We start from the raw sequence: 20451 nt of genomic DNA, 5'->3' as shown, positions 1-20451 counted from the left end.
GATAGTATAGAATGGTTGGATCTTTCCTATACTTGGACCATACAGTCAATGGAGGTCAGGTCATGGACAAGCGCAAAGTGATCGAAGCTTACCGACGGGGATTCTTGACGCCGCAGGAATGTGCGCAGGTGTTGGGGATCGAAGGCGCACATCTAAAAAGAATGCTGGAGGATTTTCCGATGGATCCGAGAAGGGGAGATCCCTTGGAGAATCAATCGGCTTCGGGACTGAGATAATCATAGAAAACGTCCAAATCCAATAAAGAATCGGCAGCGTCGATCTTCGCCGGAATAGGCGGAACCGGCGCTTTTTTGCATGGGTTGCTTAAGGGGTGTTCTTGACAGTTAGTAGGTGGCTTTCTATAATATTTATAAATTCAGGTCAGGAGAGGTTTCATCGATGAGCGAGTCGGACGACCCGGAGAGTAGCAACACAGAACAATTGAACATGAATCGATTTGAAATCGGTGGAGTTTAGGCATAACCTGCGTCCATTTTTTTGACGGCGGGTTATGCCTTTTTGCGTATATCCGCGGGGTGACATCCTCAAACTAAACCGGGGAAATTTTTGGAGGTGGAATGGATTGTTTGAACTATTGGTCATTTTGATCTTAATTTTGATTAATGCCTTCTTTGCCGCATCGGAAATCGCCTTGATCTCCCTCAACGATAATAAAATCAAAGCGATGGCCGGACAGGGCCACCGGAAAGCGAAGGTTATCATCGGCTTGCTTGGGGAGCCCAGCAAGTTTCTAGCTACGATTCAGATCGGGATTACGCTGGCGGGCTTTTTTGCCAGCGCCTTTGCCGGGGAGAGCTTTGCTGGCGACTTGGCGGCTTACTTGATTCGCCTGGGCCTGCCGATTCCCGAGAACGTGCTCAGTACGATTTCGCTCATCGTCATTACGCTGCTGCTCTCCTATTTCCAACTGGTCCTTGGCGAGTTGGTGCCGAAACGGGTGGCGATGAAAAAAGCCGAGGCCATGGCGATGTTCGCAGCCACGACATTGTCGGTGTTGTCCAAAGCAACCGCACCGTTCGTCAAGCTGTTGACCACGTCTACCAACCTGCTCGTGCGTCTGTTTGGCATCGATCCCAACGCCAACGATGAAGAGGTCTCTGAGGAGGAAATCCGCATGATGCTGGATACCGGGGAGGAAATGGGGACGATCCATCCTAGCGAACGGCTGATGATCAATAATATTTTTGACTTCGACAACCTCACGGTGTCCGATATTATGACGCACCGGATTGACGTCGTGGCGATCCCTGTGGATGCCGACCAGCAAACTGTGGCTGAAATTGCTGATAAGGAGCAGTATACCCGGTTCCCGGTGTATGAGGATACAGTTGATAACCTGATTGGTATTTTGCATAGCAAGGATTTGATCCGCTTTTTGCGAAACGGGGAGAAGGCGAACTGGAACCTGCAGGAGCTGGTAACGCCGCCGTATTTTATCCCAATCTCGAAAAAAACCAATGAACTGTTCGAGGAAATGCAGCAAAATCGTATCCATATGGCGATTGTTGTGGACGAATACGGCGGGACGGCCGGGATCGTCACAATGGAGGATTTGCTGGAGGAAATCGTCGGCAACATCTATGACGAGCACGACGAAGAGGAACGCGAATACGAGCTGGTTGGCGAAGGCAGCTACTTGTTCAGCGGTACGATGTCCCTGGACGATGCCCAGGACATCCTCGATATCAAGCTGCCGATCGAGCATTACGATACGCTGAGTGGATTTATGATCGGCCAACTCAAACGCATCCCAACGATCAATGAGAAGCCGGAATTCGAATATGACGGCTATGTGTTCGCCGTACGCGAGGTTGGGCAGCATCGGATTCGCAAGCTGTCGGCAGTCAAGCGAACCGATGCGCCCGTTTTGGAGGAAGTGGTACGAGAAGATTAACCGGCGGCTAGCTGTCGGTTTTCTGTAGAAATATCCACCACTGTGAGTCAAAGCCGTCGAGCTGGATTTCGCGGCAACCATTCAGCTCGCGAAGCCACTCGCGCGTCATCGGAATCATGTGCTCGAAGATCTGAGGAGGATAACCCCAATCCAGGTCGAGCTGGAACATGTAGTGATTCAACGCAACGCAACCGCCGGTTCGCAGGGTTCCCAGCAATACGCGCATCAATTCCAGGAAGGGTTCCTTGACCTGGCCGGCCAAAGCGTTCTGCGACGTCTCCTGCTGGACGAGTTCGATCATGCGCGGCAGCAGTTCCATCCAATCGGCGTGGACGGTGTCGACGCCTGCTTTATCGCAAAGGATGGACTGAATCACGTCGTTGACGGCATGCTGGAAGGCGATGACGTCAACGGTGCCTTCGCCAGTGTGATCGGCGATACGCACGGCGTCATCCTCAATGATTTTCACCTTTAAGGCAAGCGATTGGGTTTTGCGGGTTAAACTGTCGTTCAGCGCTTGGTTCATATTAGCCGTGATATACAAGCCTTTCGGATGCGTGCGAGCCATTGCCTGGGGAATCATATCGGCGTCGCCCGAAGCGACCTCCAGCAGGACCAGATCCTCGTCGGGATGGAGGATTTGAAGCAATTGCGCCCAACGTGCCCGAAAATAGACTTCGTTGATGACCGTAAATTCGGCGATCGGTTTTTCGAGCAAATTCTTAAGCTGCCGTGCCGCTTCTTCGCCGGAGAAGGAACGGAAGTCCTTCAATTCATCCGGGCTCAAGAAGGTGCGAGCGTTTTGTTCTAAGAGAGGAAAGCAGGTTTCAAAACGGTCAAGCGGCTTCATAACATCAGTCCTTTCAACCTCAGAGTTTGGACTACGCCATGAATGTAATCCCGGGGCTGATCGCGCGCTATGACTTTTTTCGGCTCCTCTGCCAAGCCGTCTGTTAAACAAGGAAATTCCCGCAAAAGCGAATCACCACGTGACAGAATGCATCAATCAATATTATAATGAGCAAAGATATCATCGGGTTTTAGCTCTTTACAGTTTAACAGTTTAAAGGGGGAACGTAACATCATGAGTTTGCGATACTTAACAGCCGGGGAGACGCATGGACCCCAGTTGACTGCGATTATTGAAGGTTTACCCAGCCAATTGCAGCTGGATTTTGAAGCGTTGAATTTCGAACTGGCCCGCCGTCAAAAAGGGTACGGCCGCGGCCGGCGGATGCAAATCGAGAAGGACACCGCGCAGATTGTTGGCGGCGTCCGCCACGGATATACGACTGGAGCTCCGGTTGCGTTAGTCGTGGAGAACAACGACTGGAAGCATTGGCAGAAAATCATGAATATCGAGCCGATCGAAGGCACGGATGAGGAGAAGCGCAGAGTCCACCGTCCTCGCCCGGGGCATGCCGATTTGAACGGCGGCTTGAAGTATAATCATAAGGACCTGCGCAACGTATTGGAGCGTTCAAGTGCGCGCGAAACCGCCGTACGCGTTGCCGTCGGCGCAGTGGCTAAGCAGCTCCTGGAACGCTTTGGGATCCGCATCGCCGGGCAGGTCATCCGTATCGGTGAAATCGAAGCGCCGCCGCATAATTTGCCGCTCGACGAGCTGGCCCGCGTAACCGAAGCTTCGTCGGTTCGGGTGGCCGACGCGGAGACGGAGAAGAAGATGGAAGCCTACATCGATAAAGTCAAAGAGGAAGGCGACTCCATCGGCGGGATCGTCGAATGTATCGTTGAAGGCGTTCCGATTGGACTGGGCAGCCATGTGCAGTACGACCGGAAGCTGGACGGACGCATCGCACAAGCGGTAATGTCGATCAACGCGTTTAAAGGAGTGGAGATCGGCATTGGCTTTGAAGCCGGAACGCTGCCGGGCTCCAAGGTTCACGACGAAATCCTGTACAGCGAGGAGCGCGGGTATTACCGAGCTACCAACCGGCTTGGCGGATTCGAGGGCGGGATGACCAACGGCATGCCGATCGTTGTCCGCGGCGTAATGAAGCCGATCCCCACGCTGTATAAGCCGCTGCAAAGCGTCGATATCGACACTCGCGAGGCTTTCGCAGCCCAAGTGGAGCGTTCAGATGCTTGCGCCGTACCGGCAGCCAGCGTTGTTCTTGAGCACGTTGTCGCTTGGGAGGTTGCCAAGGCGTTTCTGGAGAAGTTTGGCGGGGATTCCATCGAGGAGATCGAGCGTAATTATAAAGGATATCTAGCTCAATTGGAGGAGTATTGATGAGAACGCTAGAGGTCGATTTAGGCGAACGTTCTTATCCGATTTATATTGGCGGCGGGTTGCTGGGGAAGGCCGGGGATTTCTTCGAGCAGCATAAGCTGTCGACGAAGAGCCCTGTCCTGATCGTCACTGACGACCATGTCGCGCCGAAGTATTTGCCGGTCGTCGAAGCTGCATTGCAGGCCAAAGGTTACCGGACGGTTAGCAAGGTGGTCAAATCCGGTGAAAAATCCAAGTCGCTGGATGTCTACGAGGACGTCATGACTGCGGCCATTGAGGGCGGATTGGACCGCCGTTCGGTCGTGGTCGCGCTGGGCGGCGGCGTTGTTGGTGATTTGGCCGGCTTTGTGGCGGCGACGTATATGCGCGGCGTGGCGTTTGTACAGATGCCCACGACGATTTTGGCCCACGACAGCAGTGTCGGCGGGAAGGTCGCAGTTAACCATCGGCTCGCCAAAAATATGATTGGTGCTTTTCACCAGCCTGATATGGTGTTGTATGACGTGGACAGCCTGCAAAGCTTGCCTCCGCGCGACGTTCGGGCTGGCTTGTCCGAAATGGTCAAGCATGGCTTGATTTGGGATGCGGCTTTTGCGGACTGGTGCCGTGAGCATACGGCTGACTTGCTGGCTTTGGATCCCGAAGCGCTTGGTTATGGATTAACCCAGGGCTGCTCGATTAAAGCCCAGGTTGTCTCTGTGGATGAGCGGGAGAACGGTCTACGCGCAATCCTGAACCTGGGGCATACGCTGGGCCATGCGATCGAAGCGATCGGCGGGTATGGCGAATTTTTGCACGGGGAAGCGATATCGATCGGGATGGCAGCCGCGGCGAAGCTGGCGGTGAACCGGGGCCGGGATCCGCAAATCTACGAGGAGACGGTATCCTTGCTGCGCGGCTTTGGTTTGCCGACGGCGATGCCGGCACATCTGAGCGAGCAGGATTTGATTAATGCCATGATGCACGACAAGAAGTTTAAGGAGCAGACGATGGTCTTTATTTTGCCGATTGCGATTGGACAAGTGGAAATTGTCTCTGATATGACGTTGGATGAAGTTCGCCAAGTGATTGCTGAATTAAAAGAGGAGGGACAACATGTATAACCGAGGTATTCGCGGAGCAACAACGGTAGCCCACAACGACGAACAGGAAATTCTGGATGCAACAGCCGCATTGTTGAAGGAGATTGTTGCGCACAACGAAATCGTACCCGAGGATATTTGCAGCGTCTGGATTACGGTTACGCCGGATCTCGACGCCACCTTCCCGGCCCGCGCCATCCGTGTGTTGAGCGGCTGGGAGATGGTTCCGCTGATGTGCTCCACGGAAATCCCGGTCAAAGGCGCCCTGCCAAAGTGCATCCGCCTGTTGATTCAAGTCAACACCACCAAAGGACAGCGGGATATGAAGCATGTGTATTTAAACGAAGCCCGCAGCCTGCGCCCGGACCTGAGCTCCTCCAATTCCTAAGCGCAGAAGGCGAAGCAATATCCCCGGATGCACTTACGTCTACAGTTTTGGGTTGCCAAACGGGCAACCGATAAGGTATAGTTATCTTAGATTTTAGATGAGTGCAAGTTAGATGAGAGCAGTATAGTTGAGTAATTGAGTCTTTGAGTGAATGAGTATTTCTAGAGCCTAGTAGAGTGAAGTTGAGATGAGCTGAGTTTAGCTGAGCGAATAGCCTGTTCCTTGGTGCGTACTTCGTCGTTTTCTTTTATCCGGGAAAAGACGAGCCGATCGCCTCATTTGGAGCTGTGCTTTCCCATAAACCGCAAATCCCAGAACCTCTACTTCGGTAGAGGTTTTTTTATTTGGCTCTAAACCAACCCGAAAAGGAAGTGAGAGACATGGCAACCCCGCAAGTAGAACAGGTTATTGCTTTGGCGAACGAATACAATCTGATCCCGATTGCCCGTACGCTGCTCGCCGATATGGAAACCCCGATCCGGATTTTCCGCCGCATCGCTCAGCGGGAGCGGGCATTTTTGCTGGAGAGCGTGGAAGGTGGCAGTCAGTGGGCGCGGTATTCTTTTATCGGCACCGATCCATTCCTAACCATCTCGGCTAAGAAAGGCGAGATCACGATCGAGCGGAAAGGCGGCACAGAGCGGCTGCGCGCGTCCCGGCCCGTCGATGAGCTGAAAGCAATCCTGCGGGGTTACCGCAGTCCGAAGCTTCCGGATATGCCGCGGTTTACGGGCGGAGCGATCGGGTTTTTCGGATATGATCTGCTTCAGTACTATGAAAAGCTCCCGGCTCATCAGGTTGATGACCTGAACCTGCAGGATATGCAGTTTATGTTCTGCGACCAAGTGATCGTGTTCGACCACGTCAAGCAGCGGATTCTGCTGGTGGCCAACGTACACGTGAAACCAGGCGATCGCGATGAGGATATTCGCCGGGCTTATGCGGAAGCGGAGCTGAAGCTGGAACTGGCAGCGGATCTGCTGCAGCAGGAAGGACCGGGCGAAAGCTTTAACCGCCGGCCGTTGCCGACGGTGACAGATCTCGGAGACGTAAAATCCAACCTGACAAAAGAGCAATTTATCGCCAATGTGGATAAAGCGAAGGATTATATTCGCGCGGGGGATATTTTTCAGGTGGTGCTGTCCCAGCGGTTCCATATCGAAACTGAAGTGGATCCGCTTCACGTTTACCGCGTCCTGCGTACTCTGAATCCTTCGCCGTATATGTACTACCTCAAGCTAGACGAGGAAATTATCGTGGGAACGTCGCCGGAAGCGCTGGTGAAGGTCGAGAACGGTCGGGTGGAGACCCGACCGATTGCCGGAACGAGACCGCGGGGAGCGACGGAAGCGGAAGACTTGGCGCTGGAAGCGGAGCTGCTGCAGGACGAAAAGGAACGGGCGGAGCACCTCATGCTGGTCGACCTCGGCCGTAACGATTTGGGGCGGGTATCCGATTTCGGCAGCGTAACTTGCGAATCATATATGGATATTGAGCGGTACTCCCATGTGATGCACATGGTCTCCAAAGTGTCCGGGAAGCTGCGGGATGACAAGGATTTCTTCGATGCATTTCTGTCCTGCCTGCCGGCAGGTACGGTCTCCGGTGCACCGAAATTGCGGGCGATGGAGATTATCGCCGAGCTGGAACGGGAGGCACGCGGCACATATGCCGGAGCGATCGGGTATCTCGGATTCTCGGGAAACATGGATTCCTGCATTACGATCCGCACGATCGTGTTCAAGCAAGGCAAAGCTTACGTACAGGCCGGCGGGGGGATCGTGTGGGACTCAATTCCGGAGAACGAGTATCAAGAGTCGGTGAATAAGGCCAAGGCCTTACTGACGGCGATCCGTACGGCTGAGCAGATGTTTCCGCCGCCAGCCCGAAACGACGGTGTGATCAACCAGGATTACCTTTACGAATATACCCCAGGGAACTAAAGAGAGGAGCGAATCGAGATGACAGGACAGCAAACGGTTCAGGCGGGCATTGGCCGCTTGATCGAAGGACGGCATTTGGCGCGGGAAGAAGCGCGTGGCGTGATGCAGGCGATTATGAACGGCGAATCGACGCCAGCCCAGATTGGCAGCTTGTTGACGGCGCTGCGGATTAAAGGAGAAACGGTCGATGAGATCACCGGTTTTGCTGAAGCGATGCGCGGGGCCTCTAGCCGAATACAGACGGAAACACAGAAGCTGCTGGACACCTGTGGTACGGGCGGTTCCGGTATCCACAAAATCAACGTGTCGACAACGGCGGCGATCGTCGCGGCATCCGTATCAGTTCGGGTTGCTAAACACGGTAACCGATCGGCCTCCGGCCGTTCGGGAAGCGCCGATGTCCTTGAAGCGTTGGGCGTCAACATTCAGCTGGACGCAAGTCAGGCGAAGCGCTGTCTCGACGATATCGGCATCTGCTTTATGTTCTCGCAGCTGTATCATCCTTCGATGAAGCATGCAGCGGCTCCACGCAAGGAGCTGGGCATCCGCACGGTGTTTAACATGCTAGGCCCATTAACCAATCCGGCCGGGGCGGATCGCCAGGTGCTCGGCATTTATGACGGCAGCAAAACGACGACGATCGCCGAGGTGCTGCGTGAGCTCGGCTCGAAGCGGGCGCTGGTCGTCAGCAGCCGGGAAGGCCTCGATGAAATCAGCATTTCCTCTCCTACGCGGGTATCCGAGTTGAAAAACGGGGAGATCAGGACCTATGATCTTCAGCCGGAAGATTTGGGACTTCATACGTATCCGCTGGAGGCGATGATCGGCGGCGATCCGCAGACGAATGCAGATATCGTTCGGCGCGTGCTGCAAGGGGAGCATGGAGCTCATCGGGACGTGGTGCTGGCGAACGCAGGCGCTTGTGTATATGTGGCCGGTTTGGCGGACCATGTTCGTGAAGGGGTTGCCATCGCTGCGGAGGCGATTGATTCGGGAAAAGCATATGCCAAGCTGGAACAGCTGATTCAGACAACGGGGGAATTAAGTTATGTATCTTGAGCGGATCGTTGAGACGAAAAAAACGGAGGTCGCACGTTTGGCGGAAAGCTTCTCCCTCGCCGAAGCGGAGCGCCTCATCGCGGTGATGGGGCCAACGCGGGGGTTCCATGCGGCTCTTACGACGGGCCGGAAACGCGAGATGGGGTTAATCGCCGAGGTGAAAAAGGCATCCCCGTCCAAAGGGCTGATTCGCCCGGACTTCCATCCGGTTCAGCTAGCGGAGGCGTATCAGGAAGCAGGCACCGACTGTATCTCTGTGTTGACAGATGAAACGTATTTTCAAGGCAGCGGCGCCTACCTGAGCGCGATTCGCGAGGCGGTACATGTTCCGCTGCTGCGCAAGGATTTTGTGATCGACGAGCGGCAGATTTATGAAGCCCGGCTGCTTGGCGCCGACGCCGTACTGCTGATCGCCGCGATCCTGAGCGATACACAGCTTCGTGAGTATCTGTCAATCGCTACGACGCTGGGGCTTGACGCCTTGATTGAAGTGCATGATCGCGCGGAGCTAGAGCGAGTTCTGACGCTTCCTGCGGCGAAGCTGATCGGCATTAACAACCGGAACCTGCGGACCTTTGAGGTGTCGTTGGAGACAACCGCTGCGTTAGCAGAGCTGGTTCCCTCAGATGTGACGCTCATCAGCGAAAGCGGGATTCAAACGAGGGAAGACGTGGAATTCCTGCAACGGACTGGCGCTCGGGGCGTGCTGATCGGGGAGACGTTTATGCGTCGGGAGAACGTAGGAGACGCTGTATATGACTTGATGGGTCTGCTGTTGAAAGCCGGAGAACCGCAATTTGATAGGGAAGGGACGACGTCGCATGGGTGATGTGGCCGTAAAAATTTGTGGACTTCAAAGCGTTGAAGTGCTAAAATCTATGGTGAACTTACCCGTGGATTATGTCGGATTCGTGTTTGCCCGAAGCAAGCGCCAAATTAGCGGAAGCCGCGCGGCGGAGCTGCTTCCCGTGCTTCAGGAATGGAGTGCGGGGGAGGTCCCGCAGAGCGTTGGCGTCTTCGTCAATCCGACCCTGGAGGAGCTGGACGAGGTTTTGCGGCAGGCGCCGCTGGACATCCTGCAGCTCCACGGGACGGAGAGCCCGGATTTTTGCCGGAAGGTGAAGGACGCTTATGGGGTCAAGATTTATAAGGCCTTTTCGGTCAAGACAGACGGAACGGTCCATGCCGGCGCAACTTTGTCGGAGTATGACGGCGTGCTGGACGGGCTGCTGCTCGACACGTACGACCCGAAGTACGGCGGGGGCTCCGGCATCGCTTTTGATTGGGCAGCTGCGGCGCCTTATCGAGGGTGGGCGAAGGAACGCGGCATTCCGTTTCTAGCGGCCGGCGGCTTGCATCCCGGCAACGTTAGGACGTTAATCGAGACGTTGCAGCCGGATGGCGTAGACGTTTCAAGCGGTGTGGAAACCGAGGGCGTGAAGGATATCTCGAAAATGACAGCATTCGTGGAGAGGGTGAAGGGATGATGAAGCAGGTACCGGATGAACATGGACGGTTTGGTCCTTTTGGCGGCCGCTACGTACCGGAAACGTTGATGAACGCTTTGATCGAGCTGGAAGAATCCTATTTGAAATATAAAGATGATCCCGAGTTTCAAGCGGAGATCGCTTATCTGCTGAAGCAGTATTCTGGGCGGGAGACGCCGCTGTATTATGCGGAACGCCTGACGGAACACCTGGGCGGGGCCAAAATCTATCTGAAGCGCGAGGATTTGAACCATACCGGCGCTCATAAAATCAACAATGCGATTGGGCAGGGGATTCTGGCTAAGCGGATGGGTAAGCAAAAGGTGATTGCCGAAACCGGCGCAGGCCAACACGGCGTGGCTACCGCCACCGTAGCCGCTTTGCTGGGGCTTGAATGCAAGGTGTTTATGGGCGAGGAGGATACGAAGCGGCAGCAGCTAAACGTATTTCGGATGAAGCTGCTTGGCGCGGAGGTTGTTCCAGTCATGTCCGGCACACGCACATTAAAGGATGCCTGCAACGAGGCGTTGCGTTACTGGGTTAGCAATGTGCATGACACGTTTTACATTCTGGGGTCGGCGACCGGCCCGCATCCATATCCGATGATGGTGCGGAACTTCCAGCGCGTGATCGGTGATGAAACGCGGAAGCAGATTTTAGAAGCTGAAGGCCGATTGCCGGATATGCTAGTCGCGGCGGTAGGCGGCGGCAGCAATGCGATCGGGATGTTTTATCCGTTTGTGGAGGATCAGGATGTATGTCTTGTGGGGGTAGAAGCCGCAGGTAAAGGTGTCGACACCGACTTCCATGCCGCTACAATGACCAAAGGCACGAAAGGCGTATTCCAAGGCTCGATGAGTTATTTGTTGCAAGATGCGTACGGTCAGGTGTTGCCGGCTCATTCAATCTCCGCCGGTCTGGATTACCCGGGGATTGGTCCGGAGCATTCTTATCTGAAGGATATCGAACGCGCGAAGTATTATCCGATTACCGACCGAGAGGCGCTGGACGCGCTCCAATTGCTGAGCCGGACCGAAGGAATTATTCCGGCGCTGGAATCGGCGCATGCGGTAGCGCAGGTCGTGAAGATGGCCCCCGCCATGAGCCGCGGCGAAATCATCGTCATCTGCCTGTCAGGCCGTGGGGATAAAGATGTGGAGTCGATTATGGCGTATACGGAAGGCGGGGAGACGGTATGAGTGTCATGGCTGAAAATTTGCTTGACGCAACGTTTGCGAAGCTGAAGGCAGCTGGAAACACCGCGTTGATTCCGTTTGTGACCGTTGGAGATCCGGACCCCGAGATCACGCTCGACATCTTGACGGTTCTGGAGGAGGCCGGTGCCGATGTAGTGGAACTAGGTGTACCTTATTCCGACCCTTTAGCAGACGGACCGGTCATTCAGCGGGCCTCGGAACGTGCCCTGGTCCATGGCGTTACGGTTGCTTCCTGCATCGAGACGGCGGTTAAGGCCCGCGAACGGGGCATCCGTCTTCCGTTCGTCTTGTTTACTTATTACAATCCGGTGCTGCAGATGGGCACGGAACGTTTTTTTGCCGAGTTAAAGGCTGCGGGGATCAGCGGTTTAATCATTCCGGATCTGCCGTATGAAGAGTCCGAGGAGGTACTGGCGTTGGCGGATGCGGCTGACGTCAAATTGATTCCACTCGTTGCACCCACCTCCAGCGGCCGGATTGCTCAAATTTTGGCCCGCGCCCGCGGTTTCGTCTATTGCGTGTCTTCGCTGGGCGTCACCGGAGAGCGCGCTACGTTTCATGCCAGCGTCAACGATTTTATCGCGTCGGTTAAAGGACAAACGGATCTGCCCGTCGCTGTTGGCTTCGGCATCTCGAGCCGCGAGCAGGTCGAGCGGTTTGCAGCGATCTGTGACGGGGCGGTTGTCGGCAGCGCGATCGTGCGCAAGATCGAAGAGAGCTTGCCTTTGTTGACTCAGCCTTCAACCCGGGAGCAAGGATTGTTGCAAATTCGTGACTTTGTGGCAAAATTGAGATTATAGATTTTTTGGATCATTGGAACTGCACAATAAGGTTATTTGAGGGAGGAACCCATAAATGTTGCCGAAACCGCAAATCGTCCATTTGCCGGTATATCAACCCGGTAAACCGATTGAAGAAGTGAAGAAGGAGCTTGGGCTCAAGGACGTCATTAAGCTGGCATCCAACGAAAATCCGTTTGGTTGTTCTCCGCGCGTCCGCGCCGCTATCGAACAGGAGCTGGCGAACTTAAGCTTATATCCTGACGGCAGTGCCGCTGAATTGACCGAAGCATTAGCTGACCGGCTTGGCGTCGGGAAGGAGCAAATCATTTTTGGCTGCGGTTCGGACGAAATTATCGCTTTGATCGCTCGCGCTTTTTTCCTGCCTGGCGATGAGACGGTGATGGCGGATCAGACGTTCAGCGTGTACAAGAGTAACGCCGACATCGAAGGTGCGGTTAGCATCGAGGTGCCGCTGAAGGAAGGCACCCACGATTTGGAGGGGATGCTTGCCCGTATCGGGGACAAAACGAAGGTGGTTTGGATTTGCAATCCCAACAACCCAACGGGGACAATCGTGCCTCATGCCGAGCTTGTTGCTTTTCTGGACCGGGTTCCGGGACATGTGCTGGTCGTATTGGATGAAGCGTATGCGGAGTATGTCACCGATTCGGATTATACGAACGGGATCGCATTGCTCAGCCAATATCCGAATTTGGTGGTCCTTCGTACGTTCTCCAAAATTTACGGTCTCGCCTCGTTGCGCATCGGATATGGCGTTGGTCAGCCCGCTGTAATCAAGCTGATCAATCAGGTGCGTGAGCCGTTTAATACTTCGCGGATTGGGCAAGCGGCAGCTAAAGCGGCTTTGGCCGATCAGGAATTCGTAGCCGATTGTCGTGCCAAAAACCGCGAGGGAATCGCTTATCTTTACGGCGAGTTTGAGCGGTTGGGCCTGAAGTATTTTCCGGCGCATGGCAATTTCATTATGGTCGACGTTCAGCGTCCGGCCGGGGAAATGTTTGAGTCGTTATTGAAGCTGGGGATGATCGTGCGGGGTGGATTCCACAAATATCCAAGTTATGTGCGGGTGACCGTTGGATCGGCGGAGCAAAACGCCAAATTCGTGGCTGCATTGGAGAAAGTGCTTGGCAAGTCGGCAACCCGGGTCTAATTCCCAATTTATTCGCAGAAAATGAGTGAGAGATGATGACAACGAAAATTGCCATTTTTGGCGTTGGTTTGATCGGAGGTTCGCTGGCGTTGTGCTTCAAAGGCAAGCCGGGAATCACGGTCGTCGGTCATGCCCACCGTCCGGAATCCCTCAAACGCATCGAGGAGCGCGGCGTCGTTGACGCCGTGACTCTGTCCATGGAAGAGGCGGCGGCGGATGCCGACTTTATTTTTTTGTGCGTGCCGGTGGGGCTCTTGGAGGATTACCTGCTGAAGCTGAACGAGCTCCCGCTGAAACCGGGCTGTATCGTGACGGACGTGGGCAGCACAAAGGCGGCTGTTGCCGCTTGCGCGGCGAGAATCGCTCGCCCGGGCGTGCATTTCATCGGCGGCCATCCGATGGCCGGCTCGGAACGTTCCGGTGTGGAGGCAGCCTCGACGCTTTTGTTCGAGAATGCCTTTTATGTGCTGACGCCGTCTTCCGACGTGCCGGAGGAGGCTTATCAGCGCTTGGAGCAGCTGCTGACGCACACCAAAGCGCAAATCGTGCGCGTCGATCCGGTATTGCACGACGAGATCGTCGGGGCGATCAGCCATCTGCCGCATATCATTGCGGTTGCGCTGGTGAACCAGGTGCGAGATTACAACGATGGCAACGGGTTATACCGGATGCTGGCGGCTGGCGGTTTCCGCGACATCACACGGATCGCCTCCAGCGACCCGCTGATCTGGCGGGACATCCTGCTCAGCAACCGCGAGGTGCTGCTAGGGCTGTTGAAGGATTGGAACCGCGAGATCGAAGGGTTTATCACACTGCTTGAAGCGCAGAACGGGGAAGGGATCGAGGCCGCGTTCCAAAAAGCAAACCAGTTCCGCAGCGAGCTGCCGGAACGGCGTAAAGGCGCGATCACCTCGCTGTTCGATATCTACATCGACGTGCCTGACACGCCGGGGATCATCGGGCAAATCGCGACCGAGCTGGGGTTGCGCCACATCAACTTGAGCAACATGCAGATCATCGAGAGCCGCGAGGACGTTCCGGGCGTGCTGCGCCTGTCCTTCCGTCAGGAAGGGGAGATGGAGCGGGCGAAGGCACACCTCCAATCTCTAGGGCATATCGTTTACGTTTGAACACGTTGTGGAATCGAAGGGAAGGCCCGGCGTTGAATCTTGGATTCAGCCGGGCTTTTTCAAGCTAGAGAAAGACGATTCTAACGGGAACTAAGGTTTTTTGTATAAAAGTAACTACATTCTGGTAGTATTCTGTAGAGATGCGTCGCGGTGCCGAGGTACGTTGGGTGTCGTCCTAAGCTCATTAACTGAGCTAAGGCGCAGGAGTTAAACTTGATTTTCAGCGTTTTCTACGGTTATTTCGGGAAGTGACTAAAGGCCGTTAAATCAGGTAATGTAAGCGCTAAAAAAAGTTGTTGACAGAATGAAAACGTATACATATAATAAAAGTACAGTATGGTTTCTCTCCACTCCTATCCAATAACTTCTTGCTCGTGAGTGAGCAAGGACCGCTTCGAAGGAAGCGGTCTTTTTTTTGTCTTTTTACACAGCAAGCGAGCAAATCTATGCGAAAAATCGAATACATTTCGCCCGTTCGGCCGAATTCAGCCGATTCTATATGAAATTTCGTGCTTATTGGGGCTGAAGGAGGGCAGAAGGCGTGATTATATATGAAATTTCGAATACATTTCGGATTTTTAGGCGATGACGGCGAATTATATGCGAAAAATCGAATACATTTCGCCCGTTCGGCCGAATTCAGCCGATTCTATATGAAATTTCGTGCTTATTGGGGCTGAAGGAGGGCGGAAGGCGTGATTATGTATGAAATTTCGAATACATTTCGGATTTTTAGGCGATAACGGCGGATTATATGCGAAAAATCGAATACATTTCGCCCGATCAGCTGAATTCAGCCGATTCTATATGAAATTTCGTGCTTATTGGGGCTGTAGGAGGGCGGAAGGCGTGATTCTATCTGAAATTTCGAATACATTTCGGATTTTTGGGTGATGACGGCGAATTAAATGCGAAAAATCGAATACATTTTCCGTTCGGCCGAATTCAGCCGATTCTATATGAAATTTCGTGCTTATTGGGGGTGTATGAGGACGGAAGGCGTGATTGTGTGTGAAATTTCGAATACACTTCGGATTTTTGGGTGATGACGGCGAATTATATGCGAAAAATCGAATACATTGCAGCAAATCCCCATGAGAAAGTTACTCCGCACCATCACTAGCTACCTTATACGTGCCCAAAGTTCAATTCGTCGCCGCGATCACCGGTTACTTAGTTAGCACCCCAAGTCCAGTAACTTGCCATTATCCCGTTTACTCCATATGCGCACGAGTCCAGTTACTCCCCACCACCGATTACTCTCGCACCACGAGTCCAGTAACTTGCCATTATCCCGTTTACTCCATATGCACACGAGTCTAGTTATTCCCCACCACCGATTACTCTCGAGCCCCAAGCCCAGTACTCTGCACCATCACTAGTTACCTTATACGTGCCCAAAGTTCAATTCGTCGCCGCGATCACTGGTTACTTAGTTAGCACCACGAGTCCAGTAATTTGTCACTATCCCGTTTACTCCATACGCGCACGAGTCCAGCTACTCACCTCTATACCAGTTACCTCGCACGCAAAGTTTAGTTACTCCCCACTTCCCCAGTTACCTCGCACGCGCCAAACCTTACCGCTGTCAGACAACAACTTCACACGCCATTCGATGGGCTCTTACCATACATCGGACCAATAAGTGAACTATCTGCTCAGGCACACGTAACTCAAGACTGATAATTTCGCAATTTACATGTTGACTCTAACTCCCCCCCCTTTACCCGCATTTCTCAACCCGCTGTCGTTACCTCGACGGGCTGAATTGCTGCTTACGGTAGGTGAGTGGGCTAACGCCGTATTTCTTCTTAAAGGCTTTACTGAAGTAGTAAATGTCGGGGAAGCCAGCTTGTTCGGCGACTTCTTTGATGAGCAGGGAAGGTTGCTTCAGCAGCTCGCAGGCTTTGGACAGCCGGATCCGGTTCATCTCTTCGATCAGAGTGCGGCCGGTCTTCTGCTTGTAGAGGCGGGACAGATGGCCGTAGCTCATATGCAGCGAAGCGGCCAACGCCTCAACGTTTAACCGATCCCCGCGGAAGTCCTCCAGGTAAACCTCCACCTTACGAAGCAACGCGTCCTGAGCTTGCAACGGCTCGGAGGCGGAAACGGTCTGACGTGCGTCGGTCACGCCGGACAAGACCTCCAGCAACTGCACCAGCAGCAGCCGTTGATAAAATGGCGAACGCCCGCTCTCCGCTTCGGTAAAAAATTGCATTAACAGCGAACGAATGCCGTATTCGTCGCGGTAAGCGCCGGGCGGCCATTCTTTCATGCGGATAAGCCGTCGAAGAAAGCTGTCGTTCGCTGCTGTTGCCTCTGCCATTGTCATGCCCTCTGGGGTTGATTCCACCGCGACTTCAACTGTTGTCTCCGCGGTTGTCTTTGCCGTACCGGGATAAGGTCGAAACCGCCATCGCAGGCAGATGCCCTCATGCGGATCATCACGGGAGTAGTCATGCGCATGCGTCATCCCCGGCGGAATCAAAAAAAACTCGCCCGCATACACCATCACATCCTGATCGATGAAGCGGGTCTGCATCCGGCCGGACAGGACGTAGTTAAACTCGTACCAGGTGTGAGCGTGGGGCGGGCATTTTCCGGAACCGCCGGTTTGTTCTATCACGATATCAACCCAGTCCACCACCGCATCGCCAACCGCGATCTCACCGCAGATTTTGTTCAGCACGGGCACCATTTCGTTACGCCATTTTTTCAAATCCATGAGCCGCTGCTCCTTTGTTCGATTTGACTTCATCATATCATAATAGGACAAAAGTTGATGAGGATAAGTAATTTACTTCGCGTGGGCGGAATCGGAAAATGAGGGGGAAGGCTAACTCATATTCAGGGAGGTACCCGATACGATGTTCTGGACGGAAGAGAAATTAAATGCACGGATTCGCGAGCTGGAGGCTTATCGTTACCGCGATGCCCAGCCGATCGAGGCGTTCCGCGCGCAAGTGGACGAGGAAGGGCGCATCGGCGCCAGGCCGCCCCAGGAGGGGCCATGGTCCACGATGCAGGCGGGAGAACGCTGGGAAGGCCGCGATCTTTATTTATGGCTGGAAACGGAGGTTGAGCTTCCGGCAGCTTGGAAAGGGCGTCAAATCGTCGGCGTGTTTGACTTCGGCAAAACGGGTGGAGGAAACAACTCCGGGTTCGAATCGCTCCTCTATATAAACGGTGATCCCTTCCAAGGGGTGGATATGAATCACCAGGAGGTGTTTTTCCCGGAAGAGGCTTCCGGTACACAGGTCAAGCTGCAATTCCGTTTATGGTCCGGACTCGAGGGCGGCGGAAAGCCGCAAGTGCAGGAACACCGGATCCAACGGGCGGAGATCGCTTGGCTCGATGGCACAGTTGACCGCTTATATTATACGGCCCGCGCGGTGATGCAGACGGTGGAGGTCCTGCCGGCAAACGCGCCGGAGCGGACCGATCTGTTGACGGCGCTGGATCGCGCGTTCCTGCTGATCGATTGGTCCTATCCGGGATCGGATGCGTTTTATGCCTCGTTGACGGAAGCGGAGGAGCAATTAACTCAAGTGGTGGCGGGAATGAAGAAGACGTCGCCGGTCACAGTGCAATGCATCGGACATACCCATATCGATGTCGCCTGGTTGTGGCGGCTGAAGCATACGCGGGAAAAAGCAGCCCGCAGCTTCAGCACCGTGCTGCGCTTGATGGAAATGTTCCCGGAATACGTATTTCTACAGACGCAACCGCAGCTGTACGAATATATTAAGCAGGATTACCCGGAGCTCTATGAACAAATCAAGGAACGCGTTAAAGAAGGGCGCTGGGAAGCGGCCGGCGGCATGTGGCTGGAGGCGGACTGCAACTTGACGAGCGGGGAATCACTGGTGCGGCAGCTGCTGTACGGGACGCGGTTTTTACGGGATGAATTTGGTCAAGAGTGCACCTATTTGTGGCTTCCGGACGTATTCGGCTACAGCTGGGCCCTGCCGCAGATCCTTCGCAAGTCCGGAATCAACACGTTTATGACCACAAAAATCAGCTGGAACCAATACAACCGGATGCCGCATGATACGTTCCGTTGGCGCGGGATTGACGGCAGCGAGGTGCTGACCCACTTTATCACCACACCGCAGGACGGCAATTTCTGGTGGTATACGTACAACGGGCAAATCGAGGCGTCCAGTGTGCAAGGCATTTGGGAAACGTACCGTGACAAGGAATTAAATAAGGAGCTCCTGCTCTCTTATGGCTACGGCGATGGCGGCGGTGGCGTCAACCGCGAGCATTTGGAGCTGCGGCGGCGTCTAGACGAAATGCCAGGCCTTCCGCGCGTGACGACGGGAAGAGCGGACGATTATTTTGCGAAGCTGCATGAGACCGTTGAGGCGGCGGACCGTTACATCCATACTTGGGACGGCGAGCTGTACCTGGAATACCACAGAGGGACCTACACCAGCCAGGCGTACAACAAAAAGCAGAACCGCAAGCTGGAGCTGCTGTCTCGGGATGCCGAATGGTTGCTCAGCTTGCAAGCGCTGCTTGCGGGAGCCGGAAGCTGGGAGGCTTATCCAAAAGCAAAGCTGGACGAAAGCTGGAAAACGATCCTGCGCAACCAATTCCACGACATCATTCCGGGCTCGTCCATTCCGGAGGTGTATCGCGATTCTAAGCTGGAATATGCAGAGGCTGAATCGTTGCTGGAATCCTGCCGGGAGCAGGCCATCCAAGCCTTGACGAGCGATGCAGGGGATTCGTTTACCGTGTGGAATCCGTCCTCTTGGTCCTATACCGGTTTGGTGGCCCTGGACTTGACAGTCCAAGAATCCGGAACGAAATGGATTCAGGCAAACGGCCAAGAGGGGCAAGAGCTGCCATCCGAGTTCGACGGGACCACGGTTTGGGTGCGCGTGGAGAACGTGCCGCCGCTGGGCTTTGTGACGATCCAGCGCAAGAAGGGCGGTCAGGCGGCGGCTGCCGCTAGTGAACCGTTTAAAGCCCGGTCTAACGGGATCGAAACTCCGCTCTATGACATCGAGTGGAACGATCGCGGTCAGCTCGTTTCGATCTACGACCGCGCCGCGGGCCGGGAGGTGCTTGCCTCCGGCGAACGGGGCAATGTGCTGCAGGTTTTTGAAGATAAGCCCAAAATGTTTGAAGCATGGGACATCGATGTGTTCTATCAGGAGAAGCAACGTGAGGTCGAGCAACTACAGAAATGTGAGGTCGTTACCGGAACGCTGCGAGCCGTCGTTACTTTTACCTGGACGTACATGAGCTCGACGATCCGTCAACAGATGATCCTTTACGCCGACAACCGGCGGATCGATTTCCGGACCTGGGTCGATTGGCAGGAACGTCAGCAGCTGCTGAAGGTCGCTTTTCCGGTGGACGTACGGGCGACGGAAGCCACCTACGACATCCAATTCGGCAACGTCAAGCGGCCGACGCACTGGAATACCTCCTGGGACTTTGCCCGGTTTGAGACGGTGGGACATCAATGGGTGGATTTGTCGGAGCACGGGTACGGGGTCAGCCTGCTGAATGATTGCAAATATGGCCATGACATTAAGGATCATGTGATCCGCCTGTCCCTGTTGAAATCGGCAACGTATCCAGATCCCCAAGCGGATCGCGGCGAACATGAGTTTACGTATGCGCTGTATCCACATGAAGGTCATTGGTCCGAGGGCGGCACCGTACAAGCGGCAGCGCTGCTGAATCAGCCGGTATACACCACGCCGGGGCAAGCCCAGACCACATCGTTCTCGCTGCTTCAGACGAGTGGCAGTGCAGATGTCATCATCGATTCGGTTAAAAAAGCGGAGGACGGTAACGACCTGATCGTCCGTTTCCATGAATATAAGGGGGGCCGGGGCCGCGTACGCTTGCACTTCGGAATCCCCGTGGTCTCCTGGCAGGAAACCGATTTGATGGAACGGCCGACAGGAGAAGCCTCTTTGGCGGCAGAGCCCGAATTGACGGTCTCGCCTTATGAAATCAAAACGATACGCCTCCAGCTGAAATAACGAAACCGCGCAGAA

16 protein-coding genes are annotated in these 20451 nt (G+C 54.4%); 14 read left to right on the top strand and 2 right to left on the bottom strand.

Annotation, left to right across the window (positions count from 1 at the left end; genetic code table 11):
• The first annotated feature begins 62 nt into the window (after positions 1–62).
• Both BN3277_RS25785 and BN3277_RS13290 read left to right on the top strand, forming a co-directional pair.
• The gene (locus BN3277_RS25785) at positions 63–236 is read left to right on the top strand and encodes a hypothetical protein (RefSeq protein ID WP_187380074.1); all 174 of its coding nucleotides are present in this window, start codon (positions 63–65) and stop codon (positions 234–236) included.
• 347 nt (positions 237–583) lie between these two features.
• Positions 584–1915 carry a hemolysin family protein gene (locus BN3277_RS13290; RefSeq protein ID WP_059043400.1) on the top strand — a complete coding sequence of 444 codons (1332 nt, stop codon included), beginning with the start codon at positions 584–586 and terminating at the stop codon, positions 1913–1915.
• Between the two features lie 7 nt (positions 1916–1922).
• On the opposite strand, the gene BN3277_RS13285 is transcribed toward BN3277_RS13290, so the two are convergent.
• Entirely contained in the window at positions 1923–2765 is an 843-nt protein-coding gene (locus BN3277_RS13285) for a hypothetical protein (RefSeq protein WP_059043398.1), read from the bottom strand.
• A gap of 234 nt (positions 2766–2999) precedes the next feature.
• Between BN3277_RS13285 and aroC the strand changes: the two genes are divergently transcribed.
• The 11 genes from aroC (at position 3000) to BN3277_RS13230 (ending at position 14428) form a co-directional block, all read left to right on the top strand.
• A complete protein-coding gene (aroC, locus tag BN3277_RS13280) occupies positions 3000–4169 on the top strand; it encodes a chorismate synthase (protein ID WP_059043396.1) in 1170 nt (389 codons plus the stop codon).
• A complete protein-coding gene (gene aroB, locus BN3277_RS13275; protein WP_059043395.1) occupies positions 4169–5272 on the top strand; it encodes a 3-dehydroquinate synthase in 1104 nt (367 codons plus the stop codon). The genes aroC and aroB overlap by 1 nt, the downstream gene beginning before the upstream one ends.
• Complete coding sequence (gene aroH / locus BN3277_RS13270; protein ID WP_059043393.1) at positions 5265–5639, top strand: chorismate mutase; 375 nt, start codon at positions 5265–5267, stop codon at positions 5637–5639. The genes aroB and aroH overlap by 8 nt, the downstream gene beginning before the upstream one ends.
• A gap of 380 nt (positions 5640–6019) precedes the next feature.
• Positions 6020–7582, top strand: coding sequence for an anthranilate synthase component I (trpE, locus tag BN3277_RS13265; protein WP_059043391.1), 1563 nt, complete (start codon positions 6020–6022; stop codon positions 7580–7582).
• Positions 7583–7600: 18 nt separating this feature from the next.
• The gene (gene trpD, locus BN3277_RS13260) at positions 7601–8641 is read left to right on the top strand and encodes an anthranilate phosphoribosyltransferase (protein WP_059043389.1); all 1041 of its coding nucleotides are present in this window, start codon (positions 7601–7603) and stop codon (positions 8639–8641) included.
• Positions 8631–9470: an indole-3-glycerol phosphate synthase TrpC gene (gene trpC / locus BN3277_RS13255; protein ID WP_059043387.1), complete on the top strand. Its 840-nt coding sequence runs from the start codon at positions 8631–8633 to the stop codon at positions 9468–9470. The genes trpD and trpC overlap by 11 nt, the downstream gene beginning before the upstream one ends.
• Entirely contained in the window at positions 9463–10128 is a 666-nt protein-coding gene (locus BN3277_RS13250; protein WP_059043385.1) for a phosphoribosylanthranilate isomerase, read from the top strand. Before trpC ends, BN3277_RS13250 begins: the two co-directional genes overlap by 8 nt.
• A complete protein-coding gene (trpB, locus tag BN3277_RS13245) occupies positions 10128–11327 on the top strand; it encodes a tryptophan synthase subunit beta (RefSeq protein ID WP_059044783.1) in 1200 nt (399 codons plus the stop codon). Before BN3277_RS13250 ends, trpB begins: the two co-directional genes overlap by 1 nt.
• Positions 11324–12145, top strand: coding sequence for a tryptophan synthase subunit alpha (gene trpA, locus BN3277_RS13240; RefSeq protein ID WP_059043383.1), 822 nt, complete (start codon positions 11324–11326; stop codon positions 12143–12145). Before trpB ends, trpA begins: the two co-directional genes overlap by 4 nt.
• Before the next feature lie 55 nt (positions 12146–12200).
• Positions 12201–13298 (top strand): histidinol-phosphate transaminase, encoded by a 1098-nt coding sequence (gene hisC / locus BN3277_RS13235; protein ID WP_059043381.1) that lies wholly within the window; start codon positions 12201–12203, stop codon positions 13296–13298.
• Between the two features lie 35 nt (positions 13299–13333).
• The gene (locus tag BN3277_RS13230) at positions 13334–14428 is read left to right on the top strand and encodes a prephenate dehydrogenase (RefSeq protein ID WP_059043380.1); all 1095 of its coding nucleotides are present in this window, start codon (positions 13334–13336) and stop codon (positions 14426–14428) included.
• Between the two features lie 1750 nt (positions 14429–16178).
• Here the strand turns inward: BN3277_RS13230 and BN3277_RS13225 are convergent.
• A complete protein-coding gene (locus BN3277_RS13225) occupies positions 16179–17153 on the bottom strand; it encodes an AraC family transcriptional regulator (RefSeq protein WP_059043378.1) in 975 nt (324 codons plus the stop codon).
• Positions 17154–17295: 142 nt separating this feature from the next.
• Between BN3277_RS13225 and BN3277_RS13220 the strand changes: the two genes are divergently transcribed.
• Positions 17296–20436 carry an alpha-mannosidase gene (locus BN3277_RS13220; protein ID WP_059043377.1) on the top strand — a complete coding sequence of 1047 codons (3141 nt, stop codon included), beginning with the start codon at positions 17296–17298 and terminating at the stop codon, positions 20434–20436.
• The last annotated feature ends 15 nt before the right edge of the window (positions 20437–20451 follow it).

It is taken from the genome of Paenibacillus rubinfantis, from assembly GCF_001486505.1.
GTDB classification, from domain to species: Bacteria; Bacillota; Bacilli; order Paenibacillales; family Paenibacillaceae; genus Fontibacillus; species Fontibacillus rubinfantis.
The sequence above is the reverse complement of the archived record's forward strand: the minus strand, read 5'-3'. Positions and strand labels throughout refer to the sequence as shown.

Coding starts and splice junctions, on each gene's coding strand:
- BN3277_RS25785 (WP_187380074.1), top strand. CDS start 63: ATGGACAAGCGCAAAGTGATCGAAGCTTACCGACGGGGATTCTTGACG.
- BN3277_RS13285 (WP_059043398.1), bottom strand. CDS start 2,765: ATGAAGCCGCTTGACCGTTTTGAAACCTGCTTTCCTCTCTTAGAACAA.
- aroC (WP_059043396.1), top strand. CDS start 3,000: ATGAGTTTGCGATACTTAACAGCCGGGGAGACGCATGGACCCCAGTTG.
- aroB (WP_059043395.1), top strand. CDS start 4,169: ATGAGAACGCTAGAGGTCGATTTAGGCGAACGTTCTTATCCGATTTAT.
- aroH (WP_059043393.1), top strand. CDS start 5,265: ATGTATAACCGAGGTATTCGCGGAGCAACAACGGTAGCCCACAACGAC.
- trpE (WP_059043391.1), top strand. CDS start 6,020: ATGGCAACCCCGCAAGTAGAACAGGTTATTGCTTTGGCGAACGAATAC.
- trpD (WP_059043389.1), top strand. CDS start 7,601: ATGACAGGACAGCAAACGGTTCAGGCGGGCATTGGCCGCTTGATCGAA.
- trpC (WP_059043387.1), top strand. CDS start 8,631: ATGTATCTTGAGCGGATCGTTGAGACGAAAAAAACGGAGGTCGCACGT.
- BN3277_RS13250 (WP_059043385.1), top strand. CDS start 9,463: ATGGGTGATGTGGCCGTAAAAATTTGTGGACTTCAAAGCGTTGAAGTG.
- trpB (WP_059044783.1), top strand. CDS start 10,128: ATGAAGCAGGTACCGGATGAACATGGACGGTTTGGTCCTTTTGGCGGC.
- trpA (WP_059043383.1), top strand. CDS start 11,324: ATGAGTGTCATGGCTGAAAATTTGCTTGACGCAACGTTTGCGAAGCTG.
- hisC (WP_059043381.1), top strand. CDS start 12,201: ATGTTGCCGAAACCGCAAATCGTCCATTTGCCGGTATATCAACCCGGT.
- BN3277_RS13230 (WP_059043380.1), top strand. CDS start 13,334: ATGACAACGAAAATTGCCATTTTTGGCGTTGGTTTGATCGGAGGTTCG.
- BN3277_RS13225 (WP_059043378.1), bottom strand. CDS start 17,153: ATGGATTTGAAAAAATGGCGTAACGAAATGGTGCCCGTGCTGAACAAA.
- BN3277_RS13220 (WP_059043377.1), top strand. CDS start 17,296: ATGTTCTGGACGGAAGAGAAATTAAATGCACGGATTCGCGAGCTGGAG.